This is a genomic window from Ruegeria sp. CDSC068, assembly GCF_059610545.1.
This window is the reverse complement of record NZ_JBXWNV010000013.1, coordinates 13,455-27,366: the sequence shown is the minus strand read 5'-3', so window position 1 is coordinate 27,366 and position 13,912 is coordinate 13,455. Positions and strand designations below refer to the sequence as shown.

17 protein-coding genes are annotated in these 13,912 nt (G+C 53.1%); 6 read left to right on the top strand and 11 right to left on the bottom strand.

The genetic code is table 11. The annotated features are described in order from the left end of the window. Window position 1: 1 nt before the first annotated feature. Entirely contained in the window at window positions 2-751 is a 750-nt protein-coding gene (locus tag AC2FID_RS20585) for a hypothetical protein (protein WP_496838482.1), read from the bottom strand. A gap of 57 nt (window positions 752-808) precedes the next feature. Beyond that, the gene (locus AC2FID_RS20580) at window positions 809-1,816 is read right to left on the bottom strand and encodes a Bug family tripartite tricarboxylate transporter substrate binding protein (protein WP_282121323.1); all 1,008 of its coding nucleotides are present in this window, start codon (window positions 1,814-1,816) and stop codon (window positions 809-811) included. A gap of 135 nt (window positions 1,817-1,951) precedes the next feature. Here AC2FID_RS20580 and AC2FID_RS20575 point away from each other — a divergent pair, with 135 nt between their 5' ends. The 5 genes from AC2FID_RS20575 to AC2FID_RS20555 all read left to right on the top strand — a co-directional run bounded on the left by AC2FID_RS20575 (window position 1,952) and on the right by AC2FID_RS20555 (window position 6,497). Further along, the gene (locus AC2FID_RS20575; RefSeq protein ID WP_496758183.1) at window positions 1,952-3,040 is read left to right on the top strand and encodes an isocitrate/isopropylmalate dehydrogenase family protein; all 1,089 of its coding nucleotides are present in this window, start codon (window positions 1,952-1,954) and stop codon (window positions 3,038-3,040) included. Next, window positions 3,037-4,068 carry a Gfo/Idh/MocA family protein gene (locus tag AC2FID_RS20570; RefSeq protein ID WP_496838481.1) on the top strand — a complete coding sequence of 344 codons (1,032 nt, stop codon included), beginning with the start codon at window positions 3,037-3,039 and terminating at the stop codon, window positions 4,066-4,068. Before AC2FID_RS20575 ends, AC2FID_RS20570 begins: the two co-directional genes overlap by 4 nt. Then, entirely contained in the window at window positions 4,065-4,742 is a 678-nt protein-coding gene (locus tag AC2FID_RS20565) for a GntR family transcriptional regulator (RefSeq protein WP_496838480.1), read from the top strand. Before AC2FID_RS20570 ends, AC2FID_RS20565 begins: the two co-directional genes overlap by 4 nt. Window positions 4,743-4,957: 215 nt before the next feature. Continuing rightward, the gene (locus tag AC2FID_RS20560) at window positions 4,958-6,058 is read left to right on the top strand and encodes an Acg family FMN-binding oxidoreductase (protein WP_496838478.1); all 1,101 of its coding nucleotides are present in this window, start codon (window positions 4,958-4,960) and stop codon (window positions 6,056-6,058) included. Beyond that, window positions 6,048-6,497 (top strand): MarR family winged helix-turn-helix transcriptional regulator, encoded by a 450-nt coding sequence (locus tag AC2FID_RS20555; protein ID WP_282121328.1) that lies wholly within the window; start codon window positions 6,048-6,050, stop codon window positions 6,495-6,497. The genes AC2FID_RS20560 and AC2FID_RS20555 overlap by 11 nt, the downstream gene beginning before the upstream one ends. A gap of 543 nt (window positions 6,498-7,040) precedes the next feature. Here AC2FID_RS20555 and AC2FID_RS20550 read toward each other — a convergent pair. The 8 genes from AC2FID_RS20550 to AC2FID_RS20515 all read right to left on the bottom strand — a co-directional run bounded on the left by AC2FID_RS20550 (window position 7,041) and on the right by AC2FID_RS20515 (window position 11,383). Next, the gene (locus tag AC2FID_RS20550) at window positions 7,041-7,211 is read right to left on the bottom strand and encodes a hypothetical protein (protein WP_282121329.1); all 171 of its coding nucleotides are present in this window, start codon (window positions 7,209-7,211) and stop codon (window positions 7,041-7,043) included. Window positions 7,212-7,470: 259 nt separating this feature from the next. After that, window positions 7,471-8,025 (bottom strand): CIA30 family protein, encoded by a 555-nt coding sequence (locus tag AC2FID_RS20545; protein WP_496699901.1) that lies wholly within the window; start codon window positions 8,023-8,025, stop codon window positions 7,471-7,473. A gap of 11 nt (window positions 8,026-8,036) precedes the next feature. Beyond that, on the bottom strand, window positions 8,037-8,489 hold the full coding sequence (locus AC2FID_RS20540; RefSeq protein ID WP_496699902.1) for a TspO/MBR family protein: 453 nt from the start codon (window positions 8,487-8,489) through the stop codon (window positions 8,037-8,039). A 13-nt stretch (window positions 8,490-8,502) separates the two neighbouring features. Continuing rightward, window positions 8,503-9,006: an aggregation factor core gene (locus AC2FID_RS20535; protein ID WP_496699903.1), complete on the bottom strand. Its 504-nt coding sequence runs from the start codon at window positions 9,004-9,006 to the stop codon at window positions 8,503-8,505. 136 nt (window positions 9,007-9,142) lie between these two features. Then, window positions 9,143-9,526 (bottom strand): nuclear transport factor 2 family protein, encoded by a 384-nt coding sequence (locus tag AC2FID_RS20530; RefSeq protein ID WP_496699904.1) that lies wholly within the window; start codon window positions 9,524-9,526, stop codon window positions 9,143-9,145. A gap of 145 nt (window positions 9,527-9,671) precedes the next feature. Continuing rightward, window positions 9,672-10,052 (bottom strand): VOC family protein, encoded by a 381-nt coding sequence (locus tag AC2FID_RS20525; RefSeq protein ID WP_496761472.1) that lies wholly within the window; start codon window positions 10,050-10,052, stop codon window positions 9,672-9,674. Then, window positions 10,053-11,066, bottom strand: coding sequence for a zinc-binding alcohol dehydrogenase family protein (locus AC2FID_RS20520; protein WP_496837886.1), 1,014 nt, complete (start codon window positions 11,064-11,066; stop codon window positions 10,053-10,055). Between the two features lie 26 nt (window positions 11,067-11,092). Next, complete coding sequence (locus AC2FID_RS20515; RefSeq protein ID WP_282121334.1) at window positions 11,093-11,383, bottom strand: putative quinol monooxygenase; 291 nt, start codon at window positions 11,381-11,383, stop codon at window positions 11,093-11,095. Window positions 11,384-11,485: 102 nt separating this feature from the next. On the opposite strand from AC2FID_RS20515, the gene AC2FID_RS20510 reads away from it, so the two are divergent. Then, the gene (locus AC2FID_RS20510) at window positions 11,486-12,373 is read left to right on the top strand and encodes a LysR family transcriptional regulator (RefSeq protein WP_282121335.1); all 888 of its coding nucleotides are present in this window, start codon (window positions 11,486-11,488) and stop codon (window positions 12,371-12,373) included. Between the two features lie 769 nt (window positions 12,374-13,142). On the opposite strand, the gene AC2FID_RS20505 is transcribed toward AC2FID_RS20510, so the two are convergent. Continuing rightward, the gene (locus AC2FID_RS20505; RefSeq protein WP_496686348.1) at window positions 13,143-13,838 is read right to left on the bottom strand and encodes an alpha/beta fold hydrolase; all 696 of its coding nucleotides are present in this window, start codon (window positions 13,836-13,838) and stop codon (window positions 13,143-13,145) included. Between the last annotated feature and the right edge of the window lie 74 nt (window positions 13,839-13,912).

Here is a 13,912-nt window from a genome sequence, read left to right as displayed (position 1 = left end):
GTCAATCTTTCCATAGCGGACGAAGCGTCACGTAGTAGTGGTATTCGATTTGCTCGAAGATCAGCCCGCCGCGCGCGGGCACGTTCTGTCGGAAAACAAAGGCCATCGCGCAAACCAGAATGAACGGGGCAAGTATTGCCACCAACGGAACGAATCGCAAAACGCGTTCGGAAACCGCCTTGCTCAACACCACAAGTGTGAGCGAGACCCATAAGGCCAGTGTAAACCAATCATCACTGTGTGCGTTCCAGTCCGCCTGCGCGGGAAATACAGCAAACGCAAATAGCCCGGCAGAGACAACCGCGCTACAGGCCACCAAAGCACGCCGCGCATGACCCCCGTAGTAGCCGTAAGTCAGAGCTGTAATCAGCAACCCAGAACACAGAATGAAGTCCACTCTGGGAACCAGTCCGACGACATATGCAAGAAGGATCAGGCCTATTGTAGAAGCTCGATAGGCTTCCGACTTATCCCATCCGATGCCCAAAGCACTGAGCGCGTTTAGGGCCCCACCTGAGCGGATTGAAATAGCCAGCAAAACGAAGGACAAGCCAAGCAATCCCCCGAAGATGAACAGCGGTACAATTGCAGCCGAGTTGTACCAATCCGATCCACTTACACCTGCGCGGTTTTCGCCCCAAAGTGGAATGTCCGATGTCTTCCAAAGAAAAAAGACGGACACTGTTATAAGAACAATTGCTGCCCAAAAGTCGCGCGACCGCATGACCAGTGTTTCGTCAGGTTTGTCCATTGCCTGCCTCCTGAGGGAAAGGGCGCGATCAAGCGCGCCCCTTCAAAATTGATCGGATTAGGGCTGCTCGATACCCAGCGAGGCCGGATCCACTGTGGCAGCGCCAAGGTCCTGCAAGGTGTAGGCAAAAGTAGCCTCGAGGTTCGCAAACAGTTCTTGAGCTTCTTCACCGTGTTGACCACCGACATCATAGTTGTTTGCAGAGGCCCATTCGGCGACGGTGTCGGAGGCAATAGCTTGCTCGAAGGCATCACCAAGCGCGGCCTTTACATCGTCCCCGGCTGAACTGTGAACTGCAAACCCGATGGCCTGTTTGAGCGGCAAATACTGATCAAGACCGTCATAGATGCCAAAGGCAGAAGGCACTGTTGCCCCTGCAATCTGCGCATCTTCGGGCGTCAGCATCGCGAGCGGCTTCAACTGACCGCCTTCGATCAGCGGAGCTTGTTCAGCCAGTGAGGTCACAACCAACGCAACTTCACCCGCTATAGCTGCTTCCTGACCTGGTGCCGAGCCTTTGTAGGGAACAAACTTGAATTCTGCGCCGGACCCTTTTTCGATGGCCAGAAGGTTCAAGTGGTGGATTGAACCTGCGCCGGAAGCCGCCGCGGGAATAGTGCCAGGAGCGGCTTTCGCAGCGTCGACCAGTTCTTCCAGCGTATTGTAAGGGCTGTCCGCCGGGACCGAGATCAGATCAGGTGATCCGCCAACAATGAACGGATACCAAAAATCAAATTTCTTATCCCAACCACCCTGCACAGCAGCGGTGACGTTCGACTCTGACAAACCAACCAATGTATAGCCATCGTCTGGTTGGTTCATGACGTAAACCATACCATTGGAGCCTGCGACACCACCTGTTTGATTGATCACATTGATCGAGACCGGAAGGTGTTTTTCCATCTCGGCCATGATCATCCGGTTGATCGTATCCGTACCTCCTCCGGCCCCCCAGACCACAGCTGTGGTGATATCACGATAGGGATAATCCTGCGCAGCAGCTGCCCCTGTAATCCCGGTCGCCATCACGGCTGCGGCCGCCAACCGCCCTAGCTTTAGTTTCATTTCCAAGTCCTCCCAAACATCTTTGCGTTTATTATTGCATTTATTTGCGTATACATTAAAGAATGCATTGTCAACGTACTGTAGTGGAAGCTGCTATCGCGCTATGAATGCGAAACGGGAAGGAAACGGGCCAAGATGAAAAAAATGTACGATGTTGCGGTGTTCCACGGGGACGGGATCGGCCCGGAAATTATGGCCCCTACGCTTGAAATCCTGCGCCAGCTCTCGGGCAACAGTCCCAGCTACGAGCTGGCGTTTACAGACGCGCCGGCAGGCGCAGGCCACTACGCCAAAACAGGAGAATCGTTTCCGACTGGATCACTCGAAACTGCACGCAATGCTGACGCAATTCTGCTGTCTGCAATGGGCTTGCCGGATGTTCGATATCCTGACGGAACCGAGATTTCACCGCAGATTGATCTGCGAAAGCAACTGGGACTTTTTGCTGGTGTGCGGCCAGTAAAGGTAAGCAGCGGACAAATGACCCCTTTGTCGCTCCCCAGTGGAAAAGAGATCGACTTTGTCTTGATACGCGAAAGCACAGAAGGGCTGTTCTTCACCCAAGGCGCTGGCGAAGTTACCGATGACGAAGCACGTGAAACTCTGCTGATCACTCGTGAGGTGTCCGAAAAACTGTTCCGGTTCGCGTTTGAACTCGCCCAGAACCGCAAAAGAACCGGGCGCGGCCGGGGTCGAGTTACATGTGTCGACAAAGCCAATGTATTCCGCGCCTTTGCGTTCTTCAGATCGATGTTTGATGCAGAAGCTGCACACCATCCCGAATTACAGGCAGACCATGCCTATGTTGATGCTACGGCTCTGTGGATGGTCCAGAAGCCTTGGGAATTTGATGTCTTGGTGACTGAGAACATGTTCGGAGACATCCTCTCAGACCTTGGTGCGGGTCTCATGGGTGGTCTGGGACTGGCGCCATCAGCGGATATCGGGTTGAATCACGCTGTATTCCAACCCTGCCATGGTTCCGCCCCGGACATTGCGGGACAGGGTATTGCAAACCCTTTTGCGATGATCCTGTCCGCAGCAATGATGCTTGAATGGTTGGGGTTCACCCATGATCATCCAGACCTGTCCAGCGACGGCGAACGATTGCGTGAAGCCGTGGAAAAGGTGACGGCGAACGGACAGAACCTGACCCGTGACCTAGGTGGAACGGCCGGAACGCAGGGTGCCGCGTCATCGGTATTGGAAGCAATGCGGGCATGAATACTCAACAAGCCATCAGAGTCGCGTGTGTGGGTGCGGGGTACTTCAGCAGGTTCCACTACGAAAGCTGGTCCCGAATGCCCGGAGCGGTTCCGATTGCATCCTGCAACCGTGATATCAACAAGGCGAAAGAAACAGGACTGGCCGCTTACGATGATCTGTCAAAAATGCTGGAGGCGGAAGAACCGGATCTCGTAGACATTATCCTTCCGCCTGTGGCGCAGGCCGAGGCAATCCGCTCGGCACTGCGATTTGGTATCAAGTGGCTGATCTGCCAAAAGCCATTTTGCTTATCTCTGGATGAAGCTGAGAAGATTGTTTCAGAGGCTGAAGCGGTTGGAGCAACTATTGTTGTACACGAGAACTTCCGCTTCCAGCCTTGGTATCGCGCAATCAAAGAGGCGATGACCGAGGGTCGAATTGGTACACCTCTCCAAGCTACTTTCCGGCTTCGGCCCGGCGACGGACAGGGACCACGAGCCTACCTAGACCGGCAGCCGTACTTTCAGGACATGCCGCGTTTCCTGGTTCATGAAACAGCGGTTCACTGGGTAGACACGTTCCGGTTTCTATTCGATGCGCCCAGCGCAGTTTATGCGGACTTGCGCCAAGTTAACCCAGTTATCGCAGGCGAGGACGCAGGTTACATCCTGTTTGACCACGCCAACGGTTTAAGAGCTCTGTTCGATGGCAACAGATGCCTTGACCACAGCGCCGAAAACCTGCGTCAGACCATGGGCGAAGCGCTCATCGAAGGAACGGAAGGATCACTGGTTCTTAACGGCGACGGTTCAGTCGAGCTCCGCGCTTTTGGAAAACAGAAGCGACAGCAGATTCTACCTCCAAGCGATCACGATGGATTTGGAGGAGACTGTGTCCACGCCTTGCAAAGTCACGTCGTTTCAGGCCTTCTACGGGGCACGCCGTTGGAAAACACGGCTCGCGACTATTTGGACGTGATCCGCATCGAAGAGAGCATCTATCTCTCGGCTGCGGAGGGACGAAAGATCAACCTGGAGACGCCGTGAAGGGTCAAGACGCAAAAACTCTTTCCAATACGCAACGCGCTGTCAGGGATTTGCGAAAGATGATCCTGTCCGGCGAACTTGCAGCCGGAACTGACCATCTGGAGTCGGAACTCGCCGAGACCCTTGGCATGTCCCGCACCCCGATACGGGAAGCTGCGCTGATGTTGGAAAGTAAGGGCTTGCTGGAAATGCGGCCCCGAAAGGGCGTTCGGATACTGCCTGTTTCATCAGATGATATGCGTGAAATTTACGACATACTGACGGAACTCGAGAGTCTCGCAGCACAGCGCGCTGCCGAAGCGGGCTATTCAGAAGATGAACTGGCAGTACTTGCCGGATCAATTGCAAAGATGGACCAAGCCATCGAAGCCGAAGACCTTGAAGCCTGGGCCGAGGCCGACGAGTTGTTTCATCAGGAGCTCGTTCGGTTGGGCGGCAACAAACGAGTCGAAGCGATTGTCGCCATGATGAGCGATCAAGTGCGTCGCGCGCGCGCAACGACGTTGTTTATCAGACCCCTGCCCGTCAAATCCAATGAAGATCACCGGGTTGTTTTTCAAGCGATTAGTGAAGGTCGTCCAGATGCCGCCCGCGAACGTCATCGAGAACACAGGCTGCAAGCTCAGGCCATGCTTTGCGGGATACTTGAAAAGCATCGGCTCAACAGCCTCTGATCTTCTCGTTTCCAATCCTTAATCGGCTAAAATAACTGCTTATTTTCGGCACTAAAAGCGCTCCGAATAATTGTCTGCCAAGGCAGTCCGCAGTTGAGCCCGGCTGTTCTGATTTTCTTTTTATAAATCACTCAGCCAATCACTGCATCGATTGGGGTTGATGTAGTACGAATTCGTATTAAATTAGTCCGATATCGCACTACTGGAGAGTCAACATGCCAAACCGAAGACGTTTTCTCAAGATTCTAGGCGGAGGCACAATACTGGCGGCAACGGGCGCGGTTGCGTTCCTCGCTACACGCACGCCGCATGACGCGCTGGCTCCGTGGACGCCAAAACCGTATGACGACCCACGTAAAGCCGCTTTATCTTACGCAATTCTCGCCCCCAATCCGCACAACTTGCAACCTTGGCTGGTTGAGTTGGCTGGACAAGACAAGGTGCGCATCCACCGTGATCCTGATCGCGAGCTTCCGGAAACCGATCCTTACCACCGCCAGCTCTATATTGGCCTCGGTGCATTTGTTGAGACTATGGTCCTGGCGGCAGGTGCACAGGGGTTTGATACCGAGGTCAAGTTACTGCCTGATGGGGATGACGGACCCGTCGCAGAAGCAGTGTTTGTGCCGGGCGGGGCATCCGATCCACTATCAGATCAAATCCTCAAACGGCATTCGAACAAAGAACCATACACTGAACAGCGCCTCTCTGCCGATCAAGTGGCTACGCTTGGCGAATATGCAACTTTGATTACCGACGAAGATTTGGTGACCCGTATTCAAGATCTTACGAAACGCGCTTTTGAAATCGAAATGCGAACGCCGCAGACCCTGAAAGAATCCGTCGACCTGATGCGGATCGGGAAAGCAGAAATCAACGCCAACCCGGACGGGATTGAATTGCGCGATCCCATGCTGGAAACGCTGCGACTTACCGGCCTATTGGACAATGAGACCCTGATGAACGTTGACCACCCAGGCACTCAGTCACACATGCGAGACTACTTCGCGATGCTAGACGCGACGCCGCAATACGCAGTCCTTACGACAGCCACAAATACGCGAAGCGATCAACTCGATGCCGGGCGTCAGTTGATGCGTTTTTACCTGAAGACAACCGAAATGGGCCTGGGCGTTCATCCGGTCAGTCAGGCCCTTCAGGAATATCCTGAGATGGCTAACGAATACGCGCTGGCTCATGAGCTTCTTGCGTCACCGGGCCACACAGTGCAAATGTTGCTGCGTTTGGGGCATGGACCCGAGCCAATCGCCACACCGCGCTGGCCGCTGGAGACACGAATTCTGAATGAAGCCTGAAGATGAGACCAACGAAGTCTACCGGTTCTTCACCGAGGTCGGGATCATCAATCAGTTGATCTCGACCAAGCTTGAAGCGTTCTTACCTGGTCGTATGACCGCAACCCAATTTGGCATATTGGGCCACCTGGTCCGGCGCCCCGAGGGAGAGACACCACTGCAACTTTCGAAAGCGTTTCAAGTGCCGAAAACTTCGATGACGCACATGCTCGCCAGCCTTGAAAATCATGCCCTGATTACCCTTGAAGCCAACCCCAATGACAAGCGTTCAAAAATTGCCCGGTCAACGCCGCAAGGCGCAGAGTTCCTGAAAACTTGTATGGAGCGGATGTCGGAATCTCTGGCTCCAATTTTGTCCGAACTCGGGGCAAGTCCATTTCACAATTCGTTGCCGAATCTGACGCTCATACGCGAAGCTTTGGACAGCGAACGGGACTAGGCAAAAACTGGTGTTAGCCAGAATGTGAAGCCAAATTCTTAGAACATTATGCAATCTCGACCCCGGGGGAAGACTTGCGGGTTGATTGAGCTCATAACGCCCTGTTTCGCGAAGCTGCAGTGACATGGCCGGGGTAGACACAGCAAAAATCAATAAGGCGGTGGGCCTCACAAACACTCAGGATGTTCCCAAAACTGAGTTAGAAAGGTGGGGCAGTGACGTGACGGGTCAATACAAAGAGCGATTGAACTCCTAACAATAGAGGCCAACACATTGCCTGGCCAGAGAGTCGGAGAACGCCAAGAATTTGCGCAATGTTGCGTGAGTTTGAAATTTCCGGCGATGCAAACCAAGGTGAAGAACTGGAGCAGCTTCTTGAATCGCAGCGAAACCCGAGGTTCCGCGTCGTGCAACAACTACCGAAGAGTCTGTTGAGTAACTACTCTCGGCGCTGCGTGTTTCTCGGCTTTGGTGCTACCAATTGCAGAGTTCGATCTGATTTACCCTAACTCACAGAAAGCCTGGTGTTGTGCCCCGAAGCGCTCAAGCTTCAGCGATCATTGTGCCCCAGCTGGAAAAGCCACTCTCTGTCTCACAGATGATCGTTTCCGCCCCGGTTACCTCATCGTTCCCAAAGTAGCACTCCGCAAACGCACCAGTGCCAACAAATGATAGGGTCAGGGCAACAAGGCCCAATGCTGCAATCCTCTTCATGATACTCACTCCTTTAGATAAGCGTCATGTGGGAGTTGTTTTTTGCTAAAAGTACTTTGCTTTGATTAAGTATTTTTAACTTGGGACTGCCAGTCGAGTTGTCTCTTCAGAAAGCAGCACACTCTGAATGTTCGCTCAGAAAAGACAGGTTCAGCTTCTAAAAAGAAGAAACAGCACATCCGTATTCAGGAACTGACAGAAGAAGAAATACCGGCGTTGCGGACCTATTTGAAGAACACAGCCCTCGTTTGAGAGACCTTCAGTAGAATCCAATCTCGCTGACATCTACGCTGGCCTCGTGATCGCGCCCGTAGGCTACAACTCCAACAGAGGTGATTTCGTTAGCAACGGGAATAGCGCGCAACATGGCACCTGAAGCCTTAAAGCCTGACAGAGGTAAAGAGACTTCGGTCCATTTGTCAGAAGTTGCGAACTCGGCCTGATAGTATTGCCACGGAAGCACCGTGCCGCGTGTCCTGAGGTGGACGAAGTATTGCTCGCCATTCCCCCGTACCAACAGCCTGACGCCCGATACACTCGCATCTGGCCGATCAGGCAACTTGCGTCTGAATTGGATGAATCCACCGTTGTTTTCTGTACTGACGGATCCGGTCAGCCTCGCGAATGCAACATCACCATCCGAACGAAACTGCACCTGCCCTGATGAGACCCCTCCCATGACAGTGTCCGCAACGTAGTCCCAACGCGTCTTCGGAGACTCGGAGAAGTCCTCAGTAAGATTTCCATCAGCCTGTGCCATTGTAGATCCGATGATAACAAGACCTGAAACAAACCCAGCAAATTTGGCACGCATATTGTTCCTTCTCAGTTCTGTATTGCAATGGAAAGGTTCAGTGCCGCGGCAAATGCGACCCATGCAAAGTACGGCAGGAAGGCTAGTGCGGAGACCCTATCCGAGTCCCTGACTCGAGCGATGAACACGACGACGACAATTAGCAACCCGACAATGACCACAAACGCAAACCAAGGCTGTTGCAGTACGAAAAAGGTTGGGGACCACAAAAAGTTCAGACCCATCTGTGCCCACCACAGCTTCATCGCAGCCGAGCTTCGGTCTGTTTCGAACTGACGCCAACCCGCCATGGCGATCAACACATAAAGCACCGTCCAGACCGGGCCAAATATCCAATTTGGTGGATTGAAAGCAGGTTTAGAAAGCTGAGCATACCATTCGCCAGGTGCAGTCAGTGTCCCGATCAGGATGCCGCCTCCCAACATGAGCGCAAGAAATGCTATGCGGATCAACAAATTCGACATTGCGCTACTGCTTTCAGCAATCCTTGGTCGTGACGTTGACAAACGCTTCGGAAGAGAAGGTCGTAGTAATGGTCTCTCCCTCATCAGTATAAGACACCGTAGCGCCTTCGATCTCCGACCCTGTTACGGTGATTTCGCGTTGCCCGATGGTGTCATCTACATCGATGGTAAAGGCGAGTTTGTCCCCAGCCGCGAGGGAGGCTATCTCAAGTTCAATTGAATCTTGCCCATCCACGACCACTGGAAATTGCCGCAGAGCATCCACACCCTCAACGAATTCGAGAGGTTGAAAGACCTCTACGCCCGCACCTTTTTCGGTAACGTCGAAGATCAATCGTCCGGCAGATTGCGACAAGTCGATTTTGAGAGTCGAGGCATTTACTTCGCACGCTCCGACATTTGTCAGAACAAAACGGTCCTTGGGTGCGCCCTCTATGAACCGAATTTGTACACCAGCTTGAGGCGAAGTAGCTGCAAACAATCCAAGGGTCGCGGCAAGAATACTCTTCGAGAGCATATTTATCTCCTTTCTAAAAGGTTCTTGATAGATACGCTTCGGCGGGATTCTTGGATCAGACTTACGCCCTTTGACTATCGTGGTTCAGCCGACAGGAGTCTTCAAAGTTCCATGCACCATAGTCAGAACGGTTAAGTTAAAACATGCCATTGTCATTCTCGCTGTTTGCTGGAATTTCCTGAAGAACATCCCAGTGCTCGACAACCTTACCTTCAGCATCCAGGCGAAATATATCAATCCCTGTGTACTCGAGACCATCGGGCCAGATTTGGTGGCAATGCAGAATAACGTGGTCGTCTTCAGCAAACGCGCGTTCGATGTCCACGCGCTTTCCCGGGTATTCGGCAGCCATGCGCTCAAAATACTCGACAAAGGCTTGCTTGCCGTCGCCAACATGCGGGTTGTGCTGCGTATAGGTTTCACCAACAAAGGTCGCTATGGCCTCGGCAGGTCGACACTCGTTGAACATCATTTCGTAGAAAGCGATGACGTTTTTCTTGTTTGTTTCGAGGTCCGGCATGCTAATCTCCAAGTCGACGTTTGCACCTCCCGAAAATGTTGACCTGCGTAGTTCTAGGAAGCAACCCCGACAAGGATCTCAATCCCTAATCGACAAGAAGTTACGAGCTTGATTTTGCGTTCCATCTATTTCACGGGTTAGCCGCTTACTCGGATTCTTCGAAGTCAATATGAATATGATTCCCATCAGGATCCGCCACGTGAATTTGGACCATTCGAGCCCCCGGGACGTCAGTTTTTCGGTACTGGATCTGACATGAGGTCAGTTTTTCTTCGAATGCGCTCAAACCAGTGGCTGAGAGCGCAAAATGCTCGAGCTTTAACTTCACTTCGGAGCCAACGTTTGGCGTGCCTTCGTGACCCACAAGGTGAACCACGGCGTGATCACCCGCATACAACCAAGCCCCGGGAAACGGAAAATCAGGGCGGGCCCCAGGTTTCAAACCCAAGACCTCTTCATACCAAGTAGCCATTTCAGACAACTTAGTTGTTACGATGTTCACATGATCTAGCCGCTCAATTCTCATCTAAAAACCCTCAAGCACGAGCTTTCCTTTGGCCTTGCCACTTTCGAGGATAGCATGCGCTTTCATTAAGTTTGCAGCATTGATTGTACCAAGTGTATCGGTTGCTGTGGATCTGATCTTTCCATCGTCTATCAACCCGGCGACCTGATTCAGGATTTCGCTTTGACGGTTCATATCTCCAGTCCCAAAAAGCGACCGAGTGTACATGAACTCCCAATGCAATGAGATCGATTTGGGTTTGAATGGCGCGATGTCAAAGGTCTCAGGATCATCGATCAACCCAAAGCGACCTTGAGGTGTCATCACCTCTCCGGCTTGAGACGCATAAAGCTGGGAATGGTTCGTTGAATAGATGAAATCCACGCTTTCGATACCGAGAGCCCCGAGTTGTGCGCCAAAAGGTTCCGCATGGTTGATGACATGGTGTGCGCCCAGCTCTCGAACCCAGTCTTGTGTCTCGGGTCGGGACGCTGTCGCTATCACTGTCAATTCAGTGAGAGCCCGTGCCAATTGAATGGTGATTGATCCGACACCGCCTGCGCCACCTATAACCAGCAACGTTTTTGTCCCGCCGGGAACGGCATCTTGGACTCGCAAGCGGTCGAACAGCATCTCAAAGGCAGTAAGCGTCGTTAGCGGCATCGCCGCAGCTGCTTTTGCAGGTATGGATTTTGGCGCGGCTCCGACAATACGTTCATCAACCAGATGAAACTCAGCATTGGTTCCCGGTCTGTTTATCGCCCCGGCATACCAAACTGTATGTCCTGGACTAAAAGTCTCAACCGCTTCGCCAACTTCTTCGACGATCCCTACTGCGTCCCACCCCAGAATATCTGGTGCTGCACCTGAAGGCGCTCGTTTTTGACGAATTTTCGTATCGACTGGGTTCACTGACACGGCCTGCACCTTGACCAACAAGTCGTGCCCCTTCGGCGTCGGTCTGTCGGTATCGAAGTCGATTAAGGCATCCGCCCGCTCAATCGACCCTGTCTCACGGTATCCCACGGCTTTCATAACGTGCTCCTTTGTCCGGTTCTGTATCAACCGATGACTGTCATCTCATTCAACGTGAACTCTGCAACGGCGCCCTCTGTCGCCTCCAGGTAAGCCGCAAGGTGCTGAGCACCCATGTGGCTTTGCCAAAGCTCTCGGCTTTCCCAATTTTCGTAGAACACAAAATGTGCCGGGTTGTCGTTGTCCTGGTGCAGGTCATAGTTAATGCAACCCTCTTCGGCACGCGTTATGTCGATGAGCTTGGTGAGCTCTGCTTTGACAAGGTCGATCTTGCCGGGGTTGGCTTTGATGTTGGCGACAATGGTCAGCTTGGCCATCAGGTCGTTCCTTTGCTGTTACGTTGGTGTCGTAGATTTACGCCGCCGCCAAAACGGGATAAACAGTCATTCATCGGAAATATAATCCGGAAATATCGACTAATGCTGCTCGACAACCTCCGCCTCTTCCTGACCATCGCCGAGAAAGGCAGCCTTGTCGCGGCGGCCCGAGAGACAGGTTTATCGAGCACAACTGTCTCCGAACGGCTCGCTGCGCTGGAATCACACTACGGTGTGGTATTGTTCAACCGAACGACACGCTCAATCAGTTTGACCGAAGAGGGTCGGGTCCTGATCGATGGCGCCAAGAGCGTTCTCAGTGAAGTCACCGACCTCGACACCCGCATTCGCCTCGGCGCCGAAACCCTTTCTGGCCTGATCCGCGTCAGTGCGCCTATTGATTTAGGTCGTGGTGTTGTCTCTGACGTGATCTCTGAATTCACCGAAGAGAACCCGGCTGTGTCAATAGAACTGTCGCTATCCGATGGCTATGTCGATCTCGTGGGTCAGGGTTTTGACTTGGCTGTTCGGTTTGGGGACATCACCGACAGCTCACTCCGAATACGCAACCTTGGAAGCTACCAGCGTTTCGTCTGCGCAGCACCCAGCTATCTGGCGACATATGGAGCACCAGAACTGCCCGAAGACCTCGCAAATCATAACTGCCTGGTTATGCGTTTCGGTGGTTCGCTCGACAACGTTTGGGAGTTTGTCGCAGGCCGAGAGCGCCAGCTTGTCCCAGTCAAGGGAAACCGAATTGTAAATGATGGCTCGCTTATCCGCAGTTGGGCTCTGGCAGGCCATGGCATCGTGTTGAAATCGGAACTGGATGTTGGCGATGATGTCAGAGCCGGAAAGCTTGTGGCCCTGTTAGGCGAATTCCTCCCACCACCCAAGCCGCTACAAATGATGTTTCCACCCGGCCGAGCCCAACCTCGCCGAGTGGCGGAGTTCGCGCAGTATCTACGCCGGAAAATGGGTGCGATCTGACCCAAACGGGAACAGGCAGCCGCGAACTGTTCCAAGAGGGCAATTCCTCAGCGCTCAGTTTCAAGATCACTCAACGACCCGCCACTTTTTTGGAAGTCGCGCCAGACCCAGACCATTCGATCTACAAACCAGATTTTACCACCTTAGATCATAACGATTCCAAGGCAGATGAACCCGATATCGAACTTCCACAATATCTGTAGGCGCGCGCATATCGCTGCGCGCCCAACACTGATTACATTCAGAAAATTACGGATTCTACGCCCATAACCTTGCGCGAGATTTGCGCATAAGTTTGCATTTTTTGCCCATAAGTTTGCGCGGTGCGTAGAATTCGTTCAATTTATAGTAGTCCTCTCTCAGCTCAATCGACTTTAGACGCTCATCCACAATCAAGAGTGCACTCTGGTCGAAAAAATTCAACCCTAGTCAGTGGGAAACAGTTCTAAGGCAATTGTGAGAGACTTGTTGGCCAAGATAACGTCGAGCGCCTTGTCTGAGCCGATCTTATTTTCCTAGCTAGTACCGCATACTCATTATCGAGCATCCGAAAGTGACGGCGCCGAGATCGGTTGCCTGCCATTGAAGCTGAAGCTTCGGTTTGAGATCAATGCCAGCTGATCAGTCGAGACGCGGATTCACTTGCAGAGCTACGGCGCATCTCGCCCGAAGCGCTGATTGAAGTAGGACAATCGGGATAGAAGCAATAACTATTCCTATGCGGGCGATTTCGCTGTCCGCGCGCTCGTGCAGGATCCGGCGGCCAAATTCAAATCGCAGACATTAGCATTCGGGCCAAGTCGTCAGGCCTATCGATCATCACGTAGTGCCCGAATGGCACCGAAATCGCCGTCCACCCCGACTGATACTGGTATCGCTCAAAAAACGGTTGGCCAAGCCCAGGGACCCAGCCGGTGGCATAGATGTAGGTCCGCTTTACCACCTCGGCTCCGCCGCTCACCAGTTGCATCGGTTGCTCAAATGTCTTGAGTGGTTGCGCGACATTTCGGCGGTCCACCCACGCACAGTCTGCTCCATTCACCGAAAAAGCCTCCGCTGGGCCCGGCGCGACTTTACCATCGGCGGCACTATCACGAAGCCCTGCCGCGATATCCGCAGGCAAAACATCCAAGGCCGCCTGCCCATCGCCCGGTACGAGCGCATCGAGGTACACAAGTGAGCGAATGTGGTCGGGCGCTCTATCCGCCACTCCGGTGACAACCATGCCGCCATAGCTATGACCGCACAAAACAATGTCAGAGAGTTCTTCGCACGTGATTACCCCTAGGACATCCTCGATATGCATGGCCAGATCGGTTTCGTCACTAACGAGGTGAGCACGTTCACCCAACCCTGTCAGTGTCGGGGTGAAAACGTCGTGGCCGTCCCTGCGCAGAAGGGCGGCTACGCGAGCCCAACACCATCCCCCTTGCCACGCTCCGTGGACCAATACAAATGTCGCCATAACCCGCCCAACTCCGTCGATACTGCAATGACAGTAGATTCAACAGGGCCGCCTCGTCCACAGGATCGTTTGGA